The sequence below is a fragment of the bacterium genome, assembly GCA_021108215.1.
Classification (GTDB): domain Bacteria; phylum Oederibacteriota; class JAAXVQ01; order JAAXVQ01; family JAUVAV01; genus JAIORK01.
Window position 1 is genome coordinate 143,917 of sequence record JAIORK010000032.1, and the last position, 22,827, is coordinate 166,743.

The window sequence follows — 22,827 nt, forward strand, 5'->3', positions numbered from 1 at the left end:
ATGGGCAGTCGCAGGTTGTTTGGAAGACTATTTTGGTTAGGCATATTGCTGTTGGGCGTTACAGTAAGCGGTAATGCAGCAACTTCTACATATGATGCTACAGAGGCGACAACTTATGCAAATACTTGGTGGGGTATTACAACTTTAAATAATGAATTTAAATGGAAAATATACAACACTTGGAAAAACACCAATGAAGGTGATGATGATATTAGCGAAATTGAAGAAAATGGCGTAACACGTGACCTGCCCAAATACACGACACCTTATTTCAACCACTACATGCGCCCTGATAAAGAAGGTAATTGGTTCACTGATTGCGCGCACTTTGTATCCCAGTGTTTAACTGCTGGTGGACTCAGAGAAGAAATGAATACTTATATTAAACGAATATCACGGACAAAGCCCGACGAGAATACAAGTAAAACACTCCGCGATTATGGCGGGCTCAGATTTGAAGACGGGACAAACGATCACAATCCGAATAACGGTTATATTAAATATCCTGTTGGCAATATCATAGCTGCATATTCACAAAGCATGAATAATAATGATTGGTCGGTTGTTGTCAATACCCGGCCGCGGAATGCAGGGATTTATAAAAACAATGACGGGATTTATGAAAACGAACTGAGCTTGATGTCCTATTTGCTCCATGAATACCATGCACAATATTTTTGTGGCCAAAGGCCAGCCAATTTAGCTGCCGGTGATGTTTATTTTCCGACTAAAAAACACGCAACCATTATCAACAAGGATAGCGCTGATGAAAATAATTTGGTCTACACCGCCCATAATACGGATGTGCGGGATGAACCTATACCGCCAAATTATAAATATGATCGTCATTTTTTCCATATGGTCCGCTCGGTACCTTATGTCAAAAAAGTAATTCTCAAACAAAACGAAAAGACTATTTACCAGGCACAGTGGAATGGCGAAACCGGCGGCAATGCCCGCACATTGAGTCGCACAACCCAAGCTGCGGATTATTCTGCAAATATTACAATTACAGTTGAATTTAATCAATCCGTACAAGATGAAAAAATACCCTATATTGAAAAAGGCGGTGTTGTCGTAAAAATAAAAGGCAACAATAACTATGAGTTTGAAATCAAAAACGGGATCTTGAGCTCCAATGGTCTGGGATGGACCGGCTATTTATTACCCGTGCAAATGAAAGAAGACGGACTCAATGGTATTTATACGCTTGACATCCAGGCGACAAGTTATTCGGATGACTGCAATCAACTAGATGGTAATCCGGGAACAGTTGCGCAATATATCCAGACAGACAGCAACGGCAAGACGACCTTTTCAAATTACGAGAATGCGGCCGGGACCAATGTTCAGCACGATAGGTGTCATGAATTTTCCATTGACAATGGACCGCCCTACATGAAACAGATCAAAATCCTGCAAGCTGAAAACGGGCAGGAGGTTGTCAAATACCAGGCTGATTATCAAATCAACAGTAACCAGGAACTGGAAAAAACCGTTTCCAGTGATTTGCCGCTTTATTCAGGTGAGGCGATCGTGGAAATTCGGTTCAACGAGATGTTCGCCGACCCGGTTAATCAATTGGCCTTTCGCGCTTATTCCAATGACCAGCAAAATTATGTATCCATCCCGGTCACTGGGCAACTAAGCTATACTGCTGACGACCTGCCCAATAGTGCATGGCGCGGTTGGATCGATCCGAAAATTATTGCCGAGCGGGTATTTTCGATTGATCCCGGGACCAATAGCTATACCGTGAATTTGGAATTGGATGAGCTGAACAGTGCGACCAAGATCCGGGATATGCAGGGCAATCCAATGGCCACGCAAGTACAGATTCCCGTGACCTGGCGCGGGTCGTCGGAATGGGTCGTCAACCTGCTGGCTTCATCGTTTCATTTTTCCGACCCGCAACCCATCTTCACCCTTTACAACAATTCAACAGGAACCGGACACTATCAGGTGGAGGCGTCTTTCAAGGGTGCTGGGAACTTTGGTTTGGGACAGGTAAGTTATTTCAATTGGGTGCTGGATTATGATTTAGGCAGTCATAGCATTGTCACAGATACCAGCGACAACACCTCAACAGCGCATGCTGTTTTAGAAAACGGAAAAAAGCTCCTTCGCTTTGACTGGGACGGGGCCAACCGGCAGGGCATCCATTTATATGATGAAGATATTTTCATTGAAGTCAAGGTGACGGACGAAGTCGGCAATGTGACCGTCGACAATTCGCAATCCTTTAAGATCACGCCGGACGGGGTGGTCTATGATCCTGCGGACCCGGCCCGGTCGCGCGAGCAAATGATTGAGCAGTACGGCAACACGGCCAATAAGATGTTCTTTTTGCAAAGCATGTTCTCCATGGGCGGTGCGGAGTTCGGCAATACCCGGGCATTGCTCAAAAAATCCGGCGTGGATTTCCGGCCCTTCAACCTGTTCGGTGAGGCCAAGGCTGGGGACGATATCGAGACCAAAGTCTACAACATCAAAGAGCAGGTGGATGCTTTTGCGGCCAACGCGGCGGACAAAATTACCATGGTGGCCTGGGGCGAGTCCGGGCTTTTGGCGGAAAAGTATTTACAGGACTATATGCCCACGGACAAGGTGGCAAAATTAATCACAATCGGCACACCTTTGCATGGTGTCAACAGCATCCCCATGGCGACTCAATCCACGGCCATCAGCATCCTGTTGAAACCCGCTGTAACGTGGATTGAGCAGCTCCAATTGGACGGCATTTTAAATGCCATCACAGCCAAGGCGGGTAAATACGGGCCGGACATGAACTTTCTCACTGTTCTGCAAAAAATCAACCGCAATGACATGGTGATCAATCCCCTGAATTTCATCGGGCTATTCCTGAAACGCCAAGATTTGGCCAGGCATTTTCAAGCAGATTCCGAACTCCTAAAGGACTTGTCCCGGTTCAGTGCTGAAGATCACGGTTTTGAAACAGCCAGCATTTCCACCGCCCTCTGGCCGGATATGGGTCTGGCGCAACCAGCGATTATTGCGGCTTTTACGGGATTCGGCTTTGCCGGACTTTATCAGAATATGGAACTGTTTTCTTTTGGCAGCAAAACCTACAACAACATCAATGAAGAATTGGCAGAATTGTTGGCCAACCTGGTGGAGGCTGAGATCACGCGGCTTGTGATCAATCCCATCCTGACCCGGATCAATGACGAGATCCGTAAAGTGGATGATCAATATTTAGGCAAGATCTGGAATGACTATGTGGCGGCGCACAAGGATGAGTTTTTGAATAACGTAAACTTCAATCCCAAAACACAGTTGGGAACCTTCATGCGTGAAGAAGTCAAACAGCCGATTGACGACAAGCTGGAGGAACTGCATGATTTCATCTATGCTGATGACGGCGTGTTCAAAAAAATTGACAGCATTGTGAATGAACCCATCCAGGGGGACTTGGGCAATACGATCAGTCAGGTGCTAGGTGACAAAGGCAAAGATATGCTCAATGACATGCTGCACGACATGCTCATCGAGTATGTTCCTGCGCTGGCCTTGATGGATGAGGACAGCGGCCTGATCGCGGCCATCGAACAGGATATAGAAGATTTTCTAAATAATTTTGAGACCAAATTGAAGCAGGAACTGGACCATGTACTCACCTTTGATTTGTCAGATGACGTTGAGGTCAATCTGGCGCAGATGGACCGGGAAGCGGAAAAATTGATGGTGGTTTTTGAAACCTACCGCAAAATGCCCTATGAAATGATCTCTTCCACCATCCAGGAGTTTATCCTGTCCAGCATTCAAATTCCCCTGCGTAAGGCATTGAAAGAGCAGATCATGGAATATATGCCGGACATCAATCAGTGGCTTTCCAGCATACCCTCATTGCGGGTCACCATCCCGAGCAGCTGGCCCGGTGCTGCGATTGTGGGTGTGCTGGCTTATTTGGGCACGGATTATTTAAAAAACACGGACGGTATTTCAGAAGCCGAACCCCTGGTGCTGACCCGGTTGATGGGGCTCAAGGCTGGACAATCGAAGATTGGCCGGCAGAAAAAAACAGTCAGCGGCTGGCATTGGTCCGGTGCCGCGGATTCGGATTCGATCCTGGCCATGGCCGCCAAATCAGCGCCCAAGATATGCCTCATCAGCCTGAACAACAAGGACCTCAGCGAATGGGACACATTTCCCAAGGAAACAGCCGGGCCGGGATTGTATATGATCACGCAGGACAAAATATTAAAAGAGTTCGGCAAGCTCGGTATGAACGCTTTTTTCACGGGACTGCGCGGCAAGATTATTGACAATAACACGCAATTGTGTTCCTTGCAGGTTTCCGTCAATTTCGACGATTACCGCAATGTGGAAGTCAATGACGACGGCGCCTTCACCCTGTATTACAACCACAAGGAAATGGTGCCCGCAGAGACGGCGGGCAACACCTGGACCGCTGTTTCACGGCCCATCAACCTGCTTGACGGCATGAACACTTTTGTGTTCAAGGCAATCAATGAAAAAGGCGGGCAATCGGTGCAGGTGCTGCAACTGGTCCTGGACATGATGCCCATAGACATCGCACCTGTCTATCCGGATTACCAGTCCTATATTCCCGATGTCCGGCCTGCCATCAAGGCGCTGGTGTATAACACGGACATGATCCAATCGCCCCCGGTATTTGAATACGCCTTGACCAATTTTGATGCGCTGCAAAACGATGATCCCAGTGGCGCGGTTATTCCAATCACGATCGATCCAATGATAGGGGAGACGCTGGCCTTTCATGCGAATGAGGATTTGACTGAAGGCTACTATGCTGTGCAGATCAATGCCACGGACGCCCAGGGGAACAAGAGCCAGTCAAGCTGGGGGTTTACAGTTGATCTTGATCCGCCGGCCATCGCGGTCAGCCTGGATCCGGACGGCAAGAGCGTTTTTTCCTATGCAGATGACGACCTGGCCGATAACGCAGAGCCGGAAATGATTGTGCAGTACGAAATCACGGACAGCAAGTCGCCCACTGTGGTGAACACCATCCTGTCGGTTTTGGACCAAAACGGCCAAGTGTTCTATAGTTGGACCATTGACCAACAGACCGTGGGTGAGAAACTGTTCAAGTGGGATTATAAAAATGCGGAGGGCTTGCTGCCGGGGCTGGGGCAAACTCCGGTATCCTTTTTATTGCGCATTGCGACTACGGATTTGGCCGGGCATACCACCCACATGGAATGTCCTTTTATCATGGACCCTATCGCACCGTCTGTGTCCGAGGTTCAATTGTTTGAGGGGATTGTGCTGGAGGATGACACGCAAGGTCATGTTATCAATGTGATCAACAATCAGATGGATAATTTCACCCTAAAATATAAATTGGAAAACGACGATCAGGCCAATGTGCTTTTCACTCTGATCAATACGGATACAAGTTTGCAGTATTGCGCGAGCCAGCGCGCCGCGGCCCAGCCGGAAGTGGCGGATGGATTGAACCCGGACGGTACGATCCATTATTCCCTGATGGATTACAATTATTTTGTATGGGACCTGGGAAACCCCATGATGGCCTTGCCGGACGGGCACTATGAACTCTATCTTCGCGCCACAGACGACGCAGGTAACCAAAGCATTGATCTTTTCTATTATGTGGATGAACAGGATCCGACACAAGTCATCATCATTGACCGCACCAGTCCGGTTGCGGTAGACACTTTTGCCCAGCCCTTTATCCTGTCCCAAACCTCAGTCGAGCAAGGCGGCGTGGGGGTGCGGCTGTTTGGGAAGATCACAGAAGCGATGGACAGTATCAGCGAATTTAAAAAACCGGAAGCGGTTTGGGTGACGATTCAAGCGGTCAACCCCAAAACCGGCGAAGTTGTTCGGACACTGCACGATGCTCAGGGGATCGCCGCTGATGATACGTCCACGGACCCGCTGCCTGTGATCTGGGACGGTAGAAACTCGCAAGGTCAATTTGTGGACATCGGAAAGTACGCATTCAAAATTCGGACCATTGACCAGCACGGCAGCCTGAGCATTCGCTATGCGGACCTTGTCAAAGACGGTATCCGACCAGTCATCAGCTTCCCGGACAGCACCTGCAATACCCTGACCGGCACGGTGACCCTCCGGGGAACCGCGATGGACCCGCTGTGGGATAATGCCAATGGGTTTGCCCGCTACAAAATTTATTACAAAGCAAATGGTAATCACAGTCCGCCGGATGAAGAAATGACGGCTCCGGAAAGTTTCGGATGGCTGCCTGACAGACTCGAGACTCCGGCCATCAGCCGCCAGGCGGATACGGCCCTGAATACGGCCCTGCGTGCAGTGCAAAACGAGGGTGTTCTGGCCTACTGGCATACTGAAAGCCTGACGCCTGGATATTATACGCTGCTGTTGATTGCCGAAGAAGAGGATCTGACCGATGCGGTCGGCGCGAAGCTGCACGATACAGCAGGAGTCTATGTGAACAATGATATTCTGGATCCCGGCAATCCTGATGCGCCGCCAAATCCGGTGATTAGCCTGGACTTTGATTCCCTGGAAACGCCGCTGATCTTCGACGGAGGGAATACTGCTACGGTCAGTTATTCGCTGGGCTTGCAGGATGTCGGGGCTGCCAATGTGTCCTTTGCGATCAAACCCTCTGAGTCACTGCTTGCCGTCTTAGGCGAGAACCAATCTCAGATTCATTATGAGCGCCAGGAAAATGTGACAGGTGAAAATTTTGACACGTTGCCGGCGATCAATATCAATGCTTCAACAGCGGACATGGGCGTCTATATTTGGCAGGATGTATCAGGCTGGCATGTGCGGATCAATGGCGACGGCAACACGTTGACCAGTGACCGGTTTTCCGGCTCACTGACCACGGACGGCTATTTTTCAAATGTTACCACCCAGTTCGAAAAATCGCGCTCCGAAGGGTTGATTGAGAACAGCAGCAGTGTGATCAGTTTTGAGTGTTTTGCGGACAGCATGGACACGACCGAACAGGGATTGGACAACATCGATTTCGAGACCACAGGCGATTTTGTAAATTTTGACCTATTTTATAATGGCACTGAAAAGCTGGCCCTACCGCCTGCGGACAAACTTCACATCCAAGGATCCGTGGTGATTACGGATAATCAGGTGACCAAATATCATGTCAAACCCAAAGGCCGGTTTGCCTGGGACGGCCGGGACACTTACGGTCGCCTGGTGTGCGACGGTGATTATCAATTCAGCCTGACTGCAAGCGGCAAGGACAACCTGGGCTATGCTGCAGTGACCCGGACTGTCCAGGTGGAGACGCCGCTCTATTTTGAGAAGTGCCAGGTTGCGACAGCAGCGTTTTCTCCCTATAGTGCAGCCCTGGGCAACACCGCGGTGTCAGTTGCTTTGCCTGATCATGCAGATTTGGAATTCAGCCTGTCCAAGGACGCACTGGTGGATGTGCGCATCGTGGAGAAAACGAGCCAGACGGTTGTCTGTACACTGGCGCAGGATCAATTTTGTGAAGGCGGCAAGGGCTGGTTACACCGTATCACCTGGCAGGGGAATACACCTCAACCCGACAGCAAGACTCTGGCCGGCGTCAATGACTATCAATTTGTCATCACTGCCAAAGCGCGGGGAAATACACTGAATGCAACGGTCAGCGCACAGGACGTGGCGATTGTCGAACCTGACATGAGCCAGGAACTGCAAGCTGTCATTGAGGGTATCGGAAGCCAGACCGAGACCTTTGACAGCCTGGATGTGGTTTCCGGAAGTCCGGAAATCGAGATGGCCGTCAAGGGCAGCGGATTTTGGTATCCCACCATACCCTTTTCTTACAAGCTGCACGCCAAGGGCTGGCAAAAGGCGGTGCGTTATCCCTACTGGCCTTTCAACAGCAAGGTCAAGCGCTATTATGATCAGATGCGCTTCATCATCGACAGCCCTGGCAACCAATCGCCGGAAAATCATGTGATCTACCGCGGCCACAGACAGGATGGATTTGATGTGCTGCTCAAGGACGATGAAGAGCCGTGGGAAAACCATCTGCTCCAGTTTAATAATCTGGACAGCCTGTTTGAACGTGCTACGGACATGCCGAAAATCGCGTCCAATGAAGACTATGGTATTTCCTTTTACGATGAATTCAGTGAGAGCCAGTGGGTGCAGGGCGGTGCGTTTGAACGGTTTGTGGATATCCAACGGGCCAATTTCAACTTGAAGTTCAAGCAGCCTATTGCCGGATGGCCCATCGTGGAGCCGCTTAATTTTGACTGGACAATACCGCAGAACATGATCCAAGGCGATTTTTACAGCTACGGTGACCAGTTCCGCGTCCGCATTTTACCGGACATTCAACAAAGATTCGACTTGCTCAAGGGTTGGATTTCCTATGAAGAAAAGATCATCCGAAAACATGAGGGTCAAAACAATGCCAAGCTTTATTTCGAGGCTTACTTGCAATATTGCGGATGGAATCCGGATTTCGGCGTCAACAACATCACCCACCGGTTCAGCCAATGGGCTTCAGAAAATGGCTATATTTACGGGGCCGGGAGTGAGGCCGGCAGCGAGACCGGGCTGGATGTGACCCTGACCAACCAGGACCCAGGCGGCGAGGAACCGGACCGCCAGGAACCGCTGCTGCCCGGCGCCAAAACCTATTCTATTGTGTATGACAACGGGCAAGAGGCCAAAGATCTCAGTTCTTCAACGCCCTATCAATATGTCAGTTACCTTCATCCGGTGACTTTTGATTTTGAGCAGTTCACCACGCCCAATGTGTTTTTAAACTTTCCAGCCAACAGCGGCTATCTGGTGGACGGACATGATCATTATGTCATGGAGTTTTACCCGCACAGCAGCAATGCAGCAGCAGATCAGCAATGGCGCCAGCTTGCGGCTGATGAACGGATCGATTACCTGGCAGATGAGGCGGCCGGTTCGGTCAATCAAGCCCGGAAAATATGGTTTGTGCGTGAAGGCGCGGCCCAAGCCTACAGCGTGCATAGTGATCGCTACGAAATCATCAGCAAGCTGCCTTTTCCGCTCGCAGACCAGGAAACCAAAGACGATGCGGCCATTGATTTGGTGTGCAGCCGGCTTAATGCCAATGACGGGTCCATGGATAATTATCCCAAGTACAGTCCGAAAAATCCGGGAGAGATGATCGATCTCACGATGCAAAACAATTTTACAGAGGTCAATCCGGACCTTTCCTTTATCAATTACGGCGGCGAGGGCGTCTCCTGGGCGCAGGTGATTGGCGAACTGCGCTATTGCCTGGATGACGACGGCGGACAGCGGGTCGATGGCTATGCCTATCAATTGGAAAATCCTTTGGGACTCTTTGACCTGCGCACATCCGGTCCCATGCTGCGCGGCGAATCTGTGTCTGACGGCCCGGCAGCGACCCCGGATTGGGCCACAGAATGGGGATCGCCTGATTCGCCGCCCACGGTGTGGTGGAACAATATCACAGTGGATCATTTCACCATGACGGACATCACCAGCCTACGCCAGGACATGCCTTTTGACATCGCGCTTGACGCTCAGGGAACGGGTTCAGTGGATTATTTTCTCATGGACTATGACCGGACCTGGACCACGGACGACGATGTCAGCCTGGTCGACGGGACCTTGTTCAGTGGGCGGCAGAAATTCAATGAACATGAATTCTCCATTGATGCGCTGAGTGCTGTTTTCAACTTGCGGGATTTTTACGGCGCATCATCCGACCAAACAACTGCTCTGTCGGATGTGACGCAGAGTAAATTCGCTTATTTTGTCCACGACCAGGTTGCGGACCAGGATAATCTGGAGACCGTGATCAAGGATTGGGATGTCCAGGTGCGCTATATTGACGGCAGCGCATGCGATGACTTTGATGTGGTGGATGAAGCATGGCACGACAATACGGAAACCGGCGAGGAGCTCAATGACAGATTCCGTCTGCGCCTGCGGCCGGGTGCGACCGGCCGGTGGCTGGTAGACATCCGCGGCGCTGTTACGGGCGACACTTTGGACCACTATGAGTTGTATTACTATGACAATGATGGATGGCATTTGATTCTAAATTCCACGGATGATAAAGGCAATTACGCGAATTATGCGGATGGGGTGTTGGGGTATTGGGATGTGACTAACCTGCTGGGACGGTATACGGTCCTGCTCAAGGCGGTGGATCAAAACCAGGACGTGGCCTTGGCAACGCGGGAGGTGCAGGTCGGGCAAATGATCGAGGCCGACGGCACGACCCTGGCCGGGTCAGCAGCCTATGATCCTTATAAGCGCGTCAAACTGGGATTCACGCTCAACAGTTTCAGCGAAGACACCCTGATCCAGGTCAACAACGTCAGTCTGGATGAGGTGGAGGTGGCCAACAAGCCGGCCTTGATGCCTATCGGCCCGGTGATTGATGTGCGTGCTTCCCAGCCTGTGACCTTTACAGCCGGCACAGAGCCGACCATGGAATTCAGGTTCACCTATGAAGAGGCCAAAAGCTACGGGCTCACGGGTGACGGACTTATGAGCATCTATCACCTGGCAAGCGACGGCAATCTGGAAAAGCTTCCCACAATTGTTTCTTTCTATATTTATGAAAACGGACAACTTGTACCCACGGATTTAGGTGGCTTGAATCAAGCAGGCCAGGGATTGGTGGTGGCCACGGCCACGATCAACCATTTTTCCTATTATATGGTGCTCAAGGGTGACGTGGTCATGCCCAAAGTACCGACCATTGACGCGCTCACCAGCCCGACGACTGCGGAGGTAATTTCGGTCAGCGGCACCGGGGCTATCGGGCAAACCATTGAGGTCTATGTGGATGATGATCCATTCCTGCTGGAGCACTTGCCGGGGTCATCCTATTACTATGGCAGTAACAATCAGGATGCCTATCCGCTGGATATTTCACAGGCTCCGGAAAATGACGCGACACCGGCTGTCAGACAGAATCAAACTTTTGCAGTATCGACTGAGTTGGCAGATGGCATGGGAACATATCAGATTGATGAGGTCGCGCTGCCCTATGATGGAACCCATTATGTTTTGGTGACGTATATGGATTTGGACAACCGGCCGGTGGCAGTGGCGGAGCTGGTCAAGGATGTGCAGCCGGCACAATTTACATTGTTTGCAGTGGAGAATCCGAAGTTTTCGCCAAATGGCGACGGGGTGAAAGATAGTACACGAATTAAATTCGAATTAGACGAAGCGGCGGATGTGATATTCAAATTATATGATACTTCGGGCAATGAAATTGAAACAAAAGAAATAAATTACACGAATTTAAATACAATTACACAAATTGAATGGGATGGGTTAAAACCGGATGGCACACAATATCCGGAAGGGATATATACAATCCGGCTGTTCGTGACGGATGGGATGGGGAATGTGTCAGCAGAATCCTCGCAGGTGCAGTCCATTTGGCTGGACCTGACCCCGCCGAGCATAACCAATACAGTCAGTGATCTGGGTGGGTTCTCGCCTGACTTCGACGGGAACAATGACACAATTGCTTGCCCATTTACCCTATCTGAATACGCATATATCACAGCGACTGTCAGGGATGAGAATAATACAATCGTACATCTAATTACACGAATTGAAAATGATAATTACACGAATGAAAACCTAAATTACACTCATTATTTGGATGCTGGGCAATATACTGTCGAATGGAAAGGTGAGGTGGATGATCCTGGTCAATTTGGGGAAAAGGCATACTACATAAGAATCGAAGCCGTGGATGAGGCCGGGAACAAGGGCCTGTCGGTGACCTGTGAGACGCACATTGACCTGACCAAGCTCATCATCTCCCGCGCCTATTGCACTCCAGACGTTTTCATGCCTGGCTATGGGCAAACCACGTTACATTACCATATCAATGATTCGGCGCAAGTATCCATAAGGGTCAATTCGAGCAATTCGTCTTTAATCCGTGTAATCCAATCTAACCGATATCAGTCAAGCGGATATCAGTCCATCGTATGGGATGGGTTGGATTCAAACTATCAGTCCGTGCCTGAAGGCACCTACACTTTTGTCCTCTCCGCCACAGACGCTTCCGGACAGGCGGCTGATCCGGTGATGGTGGATGTGTCCACGCAGGCAGACAATGCCTTCCCAGAGGTCTCCATTGTCGATGTCTCGCCCAATACCATCACACCCAATTGTCCGTCCAGCCTGGGAAAAAATGATGTGGCTAAAATATCCTTTGTGCTTTCCGATGAAGTGGCAGCAGGCAGCGGGCAGTATGCCGGGGACTTGGAAAAGGTCAACTTGGGGATTTATAAATACGGGAGATTAATTCGTGTAATTCTTCATGATGAAGTTCTTGAACAAGGAATCACACAAATTGAATACTGGGACGGGAAGGATGAGCAGGGTGAGTATGCGGCGGACGGGTTCTACCAGATTTACCTCTCCTGCCAGGATGCGGCAGGGCACAGTACGAGCGACGTGGCTGTCGTGTATGTGGACAATACGGCTCCGGAAATAGTGTCCCCGAGCCACAACCCGCAAGTGTTGAATGGCAGGCAGGACAATGATCAGGTTGTCATCACCTATACATTGAAGGATGAAAAGCAGGAAACACCGCAGTTCCATGTGTCCATCTTGGCGTATGATTATGCTTCGCTGGGAAATCTGCTTGTGGAAATCCTTCCTGAGACCGTGCAATCTGCAGGGCAGCAGTCAGTGAGCTGGGATGTGTCCGGTTTGAGTGAAGGCAATTATTTTTATTGCATCCAGGCCACGGACATGGCCGGGAACCCGGCGCAAAAACGCTACGGCACCGTGCTGATTGACCAAACGCCGCCCGCAGCCGAGATTGTATCTGTACGCACGCCTTTTTCACCCAATGAACCCATGGGTGACGGGTACAAGGACACCAGTGAGGTTCAACTCACTTGCTCGGACAACACAGACAATAACCCGGAGATTACGGTCAATGTATTGGATTGCACGAATGGAGAAATCAATTACCAAAATTTAATTAGAACACTCATTTCACGAATGAAATCACAAGCAGGCATAAATACTATTGTATGGAATGGAAAGAATCAGCAGGGGATCAATCCGCCGGATGGGGAATATTGCTTTGAAGTGATTGTGAGCGATGCGGCCGGGAATTCCATCTATGCCTACAGCACGCCGGTCATGCTGGATACCGTGCCGCCGCCCGGGTTTGAGACCATGAACGTGGACTCGGATATATTCTCACCCAATGGGGATCTTTATAAAGATTCCACAGTCATTGAGTATACGTTGTTGGAAGATCCTGAGTCATCGTCTGGTTCTGTCATTCTTACCCACAAGATCATTGGCGAGGCAGACCGTTTTGATTGGACGGCGGTTGGCGAAGGCGTCTATTATCCATCTCAAACCTATGATTATGAGGTGGAAATCATCGGCCAAAGGACGCATTATCAGGAGGTAACCTTTACCTGTCGGGTGGAAGTAGTAAACTATGATAAGAAAAATGAAGTTTATTCATGGCCGCTTGAACGCGCAGTGACCTATCCGTCTATTGACTATGACTGGACGTTGCATAAGGATTTTTATGCATATGGGATTATCCAGAACCCTGATGAGCCTTATGATCTTGAACCTGCCTTGGGTGATGGCGTGAATGCCTATTATTGGGATGATGTGAATGATTTGCCGCATGTGGAAGATGAAAGCTGGCTGAATATTCATCACGCTGGCGACTATTATTATTGGCGGGATCGGCAGTATTATTATAGCTATCCTTATGCTATTGCACCTGCCACGTGGCAGCGCACAGAAGACACGCCTTATTATGACTGGGGCCTGGGCGGGCCCGAAGGATTGACAGAAGAGATTATCAATGAACACGGCATGCCTGAAGACGTGTCGGTGACAGATGATTTTCAGGCCTGCTGGCGCGGGTATTTGTACATCCCGCCGCATGATCAAACCCTGAAATTCCGCGCCACATCCAATGACGGCCAGGAATTGGTGATGGTCTTGCGGCCTGAAGACATGCAATTGAACGGTTGCCTGATCTGGAACTGGGAGCCCCAGCCTTTGCCTGATCCGGAGTCAGATACCACCACAGCGATCGTCGCGGATACCGGTGAAACCAGCACTTTTGAGCAGACGCGGTTCATCCAGTACTCCATGTTTGAGACGGTGAACACAGCCACGGCCAAACTGGAGTGGAACCTGGGACCCAATGAATCGTGGGAACCCATTCCCAAGCGCTATTGGTACACGCAGGATGTAGGATCAACAGGTCACCAGGAAAGCATCACCGGCACAGCCCAATGCCAGGCAGATCAAAATCCGCAACGTGTGGACAACTTTATTCCTGTGCAGGAAGAATACAATGTGACTTATGATATGATGTCCGGCACCCCGAATGTCAACTATCATGCAGACGCGGATGCTTCGGAAGTGCAATTGTTTGTCCAGGGAAACAGCATCACGGCATTCACCTATGCGCATGACAACACCGGCTATGTACAGGATCCACAAACACTGAGTGAAAAATATTGGCAAGATATCCATCTGCCGGGTTTATATACTGAATTTTATCAGGATTTGGAGCTTTTCGATCTGTCCGCCACAACCATCACGGCCTGCATGTTTTTTAACTGGCAGACCAACCAGAATTTTCTGCCAGGTCCGGTCTACAATGCTGATCCCACAGACAAGCGCAGCGGCCCGCCTCTGCCCCAGGTGAGGGCGAGCGATTTCAGCGTGCGCTGGACAGGCATGATCTATTTGCCTCAGGCAGGATCGTACAAATTTGGGGCTGATTTGAAGAACAACGGCATACGCCTCTGGATCGGCGATGAGCAGGTGATTGATGCCTGGGGGAATTACACAGGCTGGCGCGAAGCTTATACGTCCGATTTGCCGGCCAATACATGGATACCGATCCGCTTTGAGATGAAATACTATGGCGAACTTTCTCCCTATGACCCAGCGCATTGGTATGAGGAGAGGGAATTGCTGTGGGATATTCCTGATAATATTCAGTATACACGCGGGCAAGCCATTGATCCGCAATACCTTAAAGTGCAGTCATGGCAGCAAGATCCGCAGGCTGTGACACATGAGAAAAAAGGCTATTATTCGAAAAAATTAAATGAACTAATCATTGTGCCACATACAATTCACGAAAAAATTACGAACAAGGTAACACCTGTTTCGGTTTTCACCAACACCAATACGGTTTACGCCATATTTTCGACCCAATCAGGGATCTGGGAGCCTGAAGAAAAGACCACCATTACCTATACTGATCCTCATGCGCAGACATACTATATCGTCGCCAAGCCGATTGGCAATGCAGGTCGGACAACAACCGCATGGCGCCGGCAATCGGAGCGACGCCAAGTCACAGCGGACAGCTTGCATAACAGCTCTGTGGTTTACAGTGAATTGGTGTACCCTGAACCCATTCCCAATACTGACAATGATGATATAAAAGATGAAGTCCTGGGTGTGATTGTGCATTTCTATGATCCTCAGTCCGGTGAAGAAGTGACCAACACCATTACCAGTTATTTCCAGCACCAGATTGGTTTGAACGAGATCAGCGGCCTGCCGGATAAAATTGATTTTATCAGCAATACGCACCAGCCCTTTAGCACTGTGACCGTGGGTGAGATTAAAAAGCTTAATGATGAAGCCTATGTGTCTTTTGACGGGTCGGGACAGCCGCGCAATGTATTCGAGGACGCGGGGTTCAGCCTGTCTGAACCTTATGCCAACCGGGTGGAATTCACGGCCTGGCACATTTCACCCACAGCCACGGACGGAACCTATTACAACGACATCATCATCGAAGATATTGTGACCGATGAAAATGAGGACCCGGGCCAGGACCGCTTGTGCGGAGATTTCACAGTGCGCCTGGCTGACAGCCTGGAGATCAAGACCCTGGAAGACGGCGTGACCAAGACCGCACAGGAGGATTACAGCAACACCTGGCTGGGTGACAACAACCAGGGCGTGATCGTGCCGGACGGCACCTATTCCTCCAAGATCTGGGCGTATGATGATGCCTGGAACTGGATGCTGGAGAGCCGGCATGTGATGGTGGATAATACGCCGCCAACAATCCAAATGACACAAATTAATGAGACTGAAATTTTACAAATTGGAAATCCAATTACACCCATTAATGCTACGGGTGTGGTGGAGATATGGGGCAGTGTATCCGACCCGCATTTTGATCATTATAGCCTCAATTACACGAATGGAAGCACACTGACACAAATTGGAAATGGAAATTTACAAATTGAAAATGGATTGTTGGGAATCTGGGATACGGCAGGCATGAATGAACAGGGCACGCTGATAGTGACGGCCTGGGATGTGGCAGGGAATTCGGCGACAACCAGTGTGACTCTGAATCTGATCAATGATACGGATTATGTGATCCGGATGCAGCCGCAGGCGGATACTCTGATTTCTCCCAATGGGGACGGGTATAAGGATGAGTACACGCTCAATTATTCTGCTCCCCAAGGGATTACATTGGATTATGTGGATGTAAGAACAAGGATAGATAACAGCGTTGTTCAATCTCTGGCAATTAATCTGGAACATGTCAATGCGGGCGGGTATTCCTTGGTCTGGGACGGTTCTTTGGCAGCCGGAGGTATTGCACAATCCGGAGATTATTACTATAGCCTTACGGCGACCGCGGATATTGGCGGGAATGCGTTGAAGGCATATCGTGTAGGGCCGATAGAGGTTGATTTGGAAAAACCAATTGCACAAATTGAAATGCCAATTTCACAAATTGTGGAAGGCACAGTGGCTGTGTCCGGGACGGCGAAAGATAAAAACTTTAATTATTATGAAATACGATATCTAAATTACACGAATTTACAAAGCAATTACACGAATTATGCGGATTGGGTGTTGCTGAAAAAGGAGAGCATACAGAAGGACGGCGAAAACCTGTGTTGGTTCAACACCCAGGGCATGAACGGGGATTATCGCGTTGGACTGTTTGTCATGGATGGGGCCGGGAATTCCAGCTATGCTTTTGCGGATGTGGTGGTGGACAATCAGGCGCCCATGGTGGCGATCACTCATCCTGGAGATCAGGATATTTTGGGTGGAATAATTTCCGTTGAAGCCATTATTGACGACCCTCATCTCATATCCTGGACATTAGACTATGGTGAGGGTCAAGCCCCCACTGCCTGGACGCTGCTGACATCAGGAAACACCAATGTTTCCCAGGCTGCGGTCATATGGAGCGGGGATACAAGTGGATTGGACGGGATGTATTCCGTGCGGATTGTTGCCGAGGATGAGGCAGGCAATAAAACTTTCGTATCCAGGAGTTTTGTGTTGGACAATGAGGCGCCGACAGCCCTCATTACCGCACCCGGAGACGGTGGTGTGGTGGGTATGGTGTCTGTGTCAGGAACTGCCACGGATGAACATTTCGGCCAATACACTTTGGATTACACGGATGGAAATTCGCAGATGACGCGGATTGAATCTGGGCTTACACAGATTGAGAACGGTTTGCTTGGGATATGGGATACATCCAATTTGGCGGATGGGACCTATGAACTGCGGTTGATTGTCACGGACCTGGCCGGAAATACAAGTATGGACACGGTTTCGGACATCATCATTGACCGGGAAGGGCCGGTCGTGAGTATTGAGAGTCCGCAAGGCACTGTCGGCGAGACGCCTCTGCTTGCAGGAACGGTTGACATTCGGGGCACAATTAATGGGACGGATCTTGAAAATTATATTTTGGATTACATAAACGCAGATGACTTGGAGTGGGAAGTGCTGCGTGAAGAACAAATATCAGATGCAATCAATAATCAAGTCATCTATTCATGGAATACAAATGAGAATTACACGAATTCAAGTGCAATGATACGGATTCGGCTGCGGGGATACGACACTGCCGGCAATGAAAGCGTGGATGAGGTGACTGTTGAAATCGACAACCAGGCGCCGGTGGTGACGGTTAACGCGCCAACAGACCAGGACTATGTGCACGGGGACGTGGATGTTTTTGGCACGGTTACGGAGACGCACCCCGGAATAACGTATTTTGGGATTGAAAAAGACGGGATTACGCAGGCGCTAACAGGCACTGCAAGACCGCTGGATAATGATCATATCTTTCGGATTTATTCAGAGGATTATGCGGATGGAGAGTATGTCCTGGAATTAAGCCATGTTGATCTGGTGGGGCACAGCGCCAATGACCGGATAACTTTGCACATTGACAATAATCCGCCGCAATTGACGATCAGCGAACCCGGCGGGAACACACCGGTTGGGGACGTTGCAACGATTCGCGGAACAGTGTTTGATCTCAACCTAAGTAATTACATTCTAAATTACGCGAATTCACAAAATCAAATTACACAAATAAATTCGGGGACAAACAATGTAAGTGATACTATATTGGGAACGTTGGATACATCCGTGCTGCCTGAAGGGCAGTATACACTACGATTGTCAGCCGTTGACCAGGCGGGAAATACGAATGCTGTTGAGAGCGATATGGTGGTGGACCATACATTGCCAATCATGACAGTGCTTGGCGCTGATCCGAATCCGTTTAGTCCGGAATCTGCAAATAATAAAATTACACAAATTAAGTTCGAATTAAACGAATCATGCACAGTGTCGGCGTGGATTCTGGATGCCAATGGAAATACAATGACACAAATTGCAAATCAATTGCCAAAAGACAATGGAGAGCAATTTATTGAGTGGAATGGCGTCATCGATTCCATGACCCTGGAAATTGCGGCACCCGGGACATATGCGTATATTTTGATTCCGACCGATTTGGCCGGGAATGTGGGTGAGTATGCTTCCGGAGAGGTTGTGGTTTCCAATGATGTCGCAGCGTCGGTTATTGTCAGCTGTGCCGTGGCGCCTGCATGGATTTCACCGAACCAGGATGGCGTACAGGATGTGGCAAGTATTGCCTATGAGCTTGGGGATGATAGCGAGGGAGCGCTTCGCGTGAATCTTGGAATTACACGAATGGGAGAGATGATTTCACAGATTGTTGATGCGATGCAAAATACGGGAACGGCATACACCGAGGTATGGGACGCGAGGGACGGCAACGGCGATGTGGTGCCGGAAGGGGCGTATCAATACACACTGGCAGTAGCCGATGGGGCGAACAATGTTGCGCAACAATCCGGGACTGTTTATGTGGACAATACCGCGCCGACAGCAACTGCCGTGTTTGCGCCGCAGATCATATCGCCCAACAACGACGGAGTGCTGGACAGCGCATTGGTTGCAATCAACCTGGATGACAATTTCCACACCTATGTGACCTATACAGCAAGGGTCTTGGATGTAACGGACCAGGTTGTCAGGGTTCTGGACAGTGGTGCTGCGGACCTGCCCATTTCAACCCAGCTGCTTTGGGACGGGACCAAAGATGATTTCAGTGCAGCGGCTGATGGTATTTACCATTTGGCAGTCGATATGGCGGATCAGGCCGGCAATAAAGTGGTCAATACGTCCAATCAAAGCATGGTTGACCTGACCCTGCCGGACACCCGAATCAACTTTAATGACGACGCTTATCCCGACAGCCTGGGCAATACTTATGTGAGCATTCATTGCATGCCCTGGCTGAATCAGATCGACCCGTTGGTCAATGATGCTTCGGCCGGCGTGGCCCGGACTTTGTACTATCTGCGCCAAACCGCGGATGCGCCGGTAGCCATGGAAGCTTTTGGACAGTATTCAGGTGGGCCGTTGCTCCTGTTTAATCTTTCCTGGGACGCGGAGGGCAATACGGTAGTCTCCCTGAAGGCGGACGATGAGTATGCTGTGGACTACGTGAGTGTGGACGGGGCCGGGAATACGATGGCTGTTAGGTCATCTGTGTTCCGTATGGACAACACAGCGCCTGATTTACAACTTATGAAAAATTATACGAATTTAGGATCAATTTCACAAATAAATGCTTTGCCGGAGGATGTGTTCTCTCTTGAAGCGACGGATAATTATTCAGGTCTGTCAGCCACAGCCCTGGCAATTGATGCGGGCGATTGGACCTATAATCCGGCACCGTTCAACCTGGGGTTAGGCGAACACACGCTGGCCTACTATGCTGTAGACAATGTGGGTAACAGCAGCACGGTTGAATCAGTCACAATCCTCATCGTTGAACCCACAGCCACACCGACCCCTACTGCAACGCCGACACCAACGGCAACTGTCTCGCCAACCGCTTCGGTGACACCGAGTACTACGGCGACAGCTAGTCCGACAGCAACAACAACACACACACCGACCGGGACAGCGACCGATACGGCAACGCCTTCTGCTACAGCAACCGTGACAGGGACAGCTACGCCGAGCGCGACGGAAACATCAACTGCTACGGCCACGTGGACTCCGACCGGCACAGCCACATGGACGACCACGGATACCGCGACCATGACGTCAACGGCGACAGTTACCGCCACAGCCACAACAACCGGCACAGCGACGTTCACAGGAACGCCGACAGCTTCAGCCACAACGACAGCATCACCCACAGGAACAGCATCGCCAATGGCTAGCTTCACCATCACTGCCACGGCGACAGCTACACCAACAGGCACCAACGGTTGTATGATTTTGAGTCCGTGTGATGGAAGCCTGGTCAACGGTTATGTGCATGTGATTGGGATAGTGAAAACAATTACGCGAATTAAAAAGCAATTTTCGCGAAAGAAGATGAAACGAATGAGGTGGGTGCTGGCATATCGACCGGTGGCAGGTGGAGAGACAGTAACCATCAGCCAAGGCAGGAAACCCGTGATTATCGGCTTGCTCGGCGTGTGGGATACAGGTCATTTGGAGCCGGGATTGTATGAATTGATATTGACGGTGGAAAATAAAAACCTGTCCACAGATTACACAGATTCGCACAGATTAAAAACCAAGATAAATAAGGATGGTAAAAATAATCATTATAATCCGCGAAAAGCTGCGGATGATATTATGCAACATAAAGTCCGCGTGCGGGTGGGTGATTGGACTTTCCAGAGCCAGATCGGAACCGGCAGGCGCGGCAGTGGCAATGATGAATTTCATCTCCCGTGGGATGTCGAGTGCGATCCGTATGGGAATGTCTATGTGGCTGATACAAAAAATAACCGGATCCAGAAATTTGGCGCTGATGACGGGTATATTCTGACCATCGGCGAGAAGGGGAATCGGCCGGGAGAATTCAATGAACCGCAGAACATGGCGGTAGGGAACGGTCGCGACCGTTCCCTACTCTATGTGGTCGATACCAAGAACAATCGTATTCAGATATTAGACCTGGATGGAAATTATATCGGCGAATATAAGAAAATTGACACCGGGAAGGGCAAGCACGGCAAGCCCTGTATGAAACCGCTCAACCCGGTCAGTGTGGTTGTGGATGAAACCGGCCGGCTGCATATCCTAACGGAGAACGGAAAAATATATTACTTGGATGACAATGATAAATTGCGTGAAGTCAAACAATGGCCGGACGGTGTTTCAGCGGCTTGTAACAATACTGACCGGCGGTCATGGAACTGAACGACAGTGAATTCTTCCATGGCAAATTTATTGACCGCATCCATCAGGCGGCACACAAGGTTGAGAAATTGGATGAATACGGAAAGCTCGTGTTCTCTTATAAGGGTACCCAGAATCATTATGAACCGCAAAACATCCAACTCGGCCCCTTGGGCAATGTGTGGATTTCGGACTTGAAATACCACCGCATACAAGAGTTCGGCCCTTATGGTAATCTGATCGGCACCTTCGGATCATTCGGCGCCACTGCCGGGAAATTCGACCGCCCGCATGGGATTGCGTTTAAACAAGAATTACACGAATTAAATACAATTACACGAATGTATGTAGTGGATACAGGAAATCAGCGGGTGCAAAAGTTCGGGCTGGACCTGTCCAGCGGCTGGCCTACACCCGGACCTACAGCCACCCCGGCGGCCCGGCTGGAAGTGCTTGCGCTCTCGGCACAGCCTGCGGCGTTTATTGCCGAAGACGGGCAGAAGACAACCATCAGTTACCTGGTCACCAAACCGGCGCTCGTGCGCGTGATGGTTATGGACCGGTTTGGCAGCATGATCCGTGATCTGGGTGAGCAGGAAAGCAAAAGAGCAGGGGAGCTGTGTTATCGTACTTGGGATGGTCGCAACAATTTCGGTCAAGTCGTATTGCCGGATGTTTATACGGTTCGGACCGAAGCAACGAGCGGTCAAGAGCAAGCCGTGGCCACTACTCTGGTAATCGTGCTGGCCCAGGGCCAGGAGCCGCCCACACCCATACCCACGCCCACGGGTGTGATCACGCCGGTCTGGACACCCACGCCCCAGCCTACGCCGAGTCCCACCTGGACCGCGACGCCGCAACCCACACCGACAGCCACGCCGGATCTGGAACTGGATGATTGCCATGCTGTACCTAATCCGTTTCGACCGGATGAAGGTCAAGTGACGCATATTAAGTATACATTGAATATAGACGCGCAGATTTTGATCCGGATTCGCGAGAAAAAAACCGGGCGACTGGTAAAGACGTTTGGCGCCTTTGCGCCGGGGGGGACGCATAGTCATGCCGGACAAAATCAGGTCACATGGGATGGCGGTGAAGATGATAGTGATGAGGTACATGCCGCCTGCCATTGGCGGAAATATAAATATATCTGCACTATCCGGGCGGAGATGGCGTGGCAAGTTGAAGAAAAAACACTTGTGATTGTGAAAGAAATATTTAAATAGATTTATTAGCTGGAAACATCCGGCACCCGGCATTCGCCCCCGCATACGCTGGGCAAGTTCGTCTCTGCGTGCGCGGGGCAAGCCGGACATGGTG

Annotated in this window: 2 protein-coding genes; both read left to right on the forward strand. The window is 50.1% G+C overall.

Annotated features, from left to right (window positions below):
- Window positions 1-21,525, forward strand: a complete 21,525-nt coding sequence (locus K8S19_07455; GenBank protein MCD4813511.1) for an Ig-like domain repeat protein — start codon at window positions 1-3, stop codon at window positions 21,523-21,525.
- Window positions 21,516-22,733, forward strand: coding sequence for a hypothetical protein (locus K8S19_07460; protein ID MCD4813512.1), 1,218 nt, complete (start codon window positions 21,516-21,518; stop codon window positions 22,731-22,733). Before K8S19_07455 ends, K8S19_07460 begins: the two co-directional genes overlap by 10 nt.
- Window positions 22,734-22,827: the final 94 nt, after the last annotated feature.

Coding starts and splice junctions, on each gene's coding strand:
- K8S19_07455 (MCD4813511.1), top strand. CDS start 1: ATGGGCAGTCGCAGGTTGTTTGGAAGACTATTTTGGTTAGGCATATTG.
- K8S19_07460 (MCD4813512.1), top strand. CDS start 21,516: ATGGAACTGAACGACAGTGAATTCTTCCATGGCAAATTTATTGACCGC.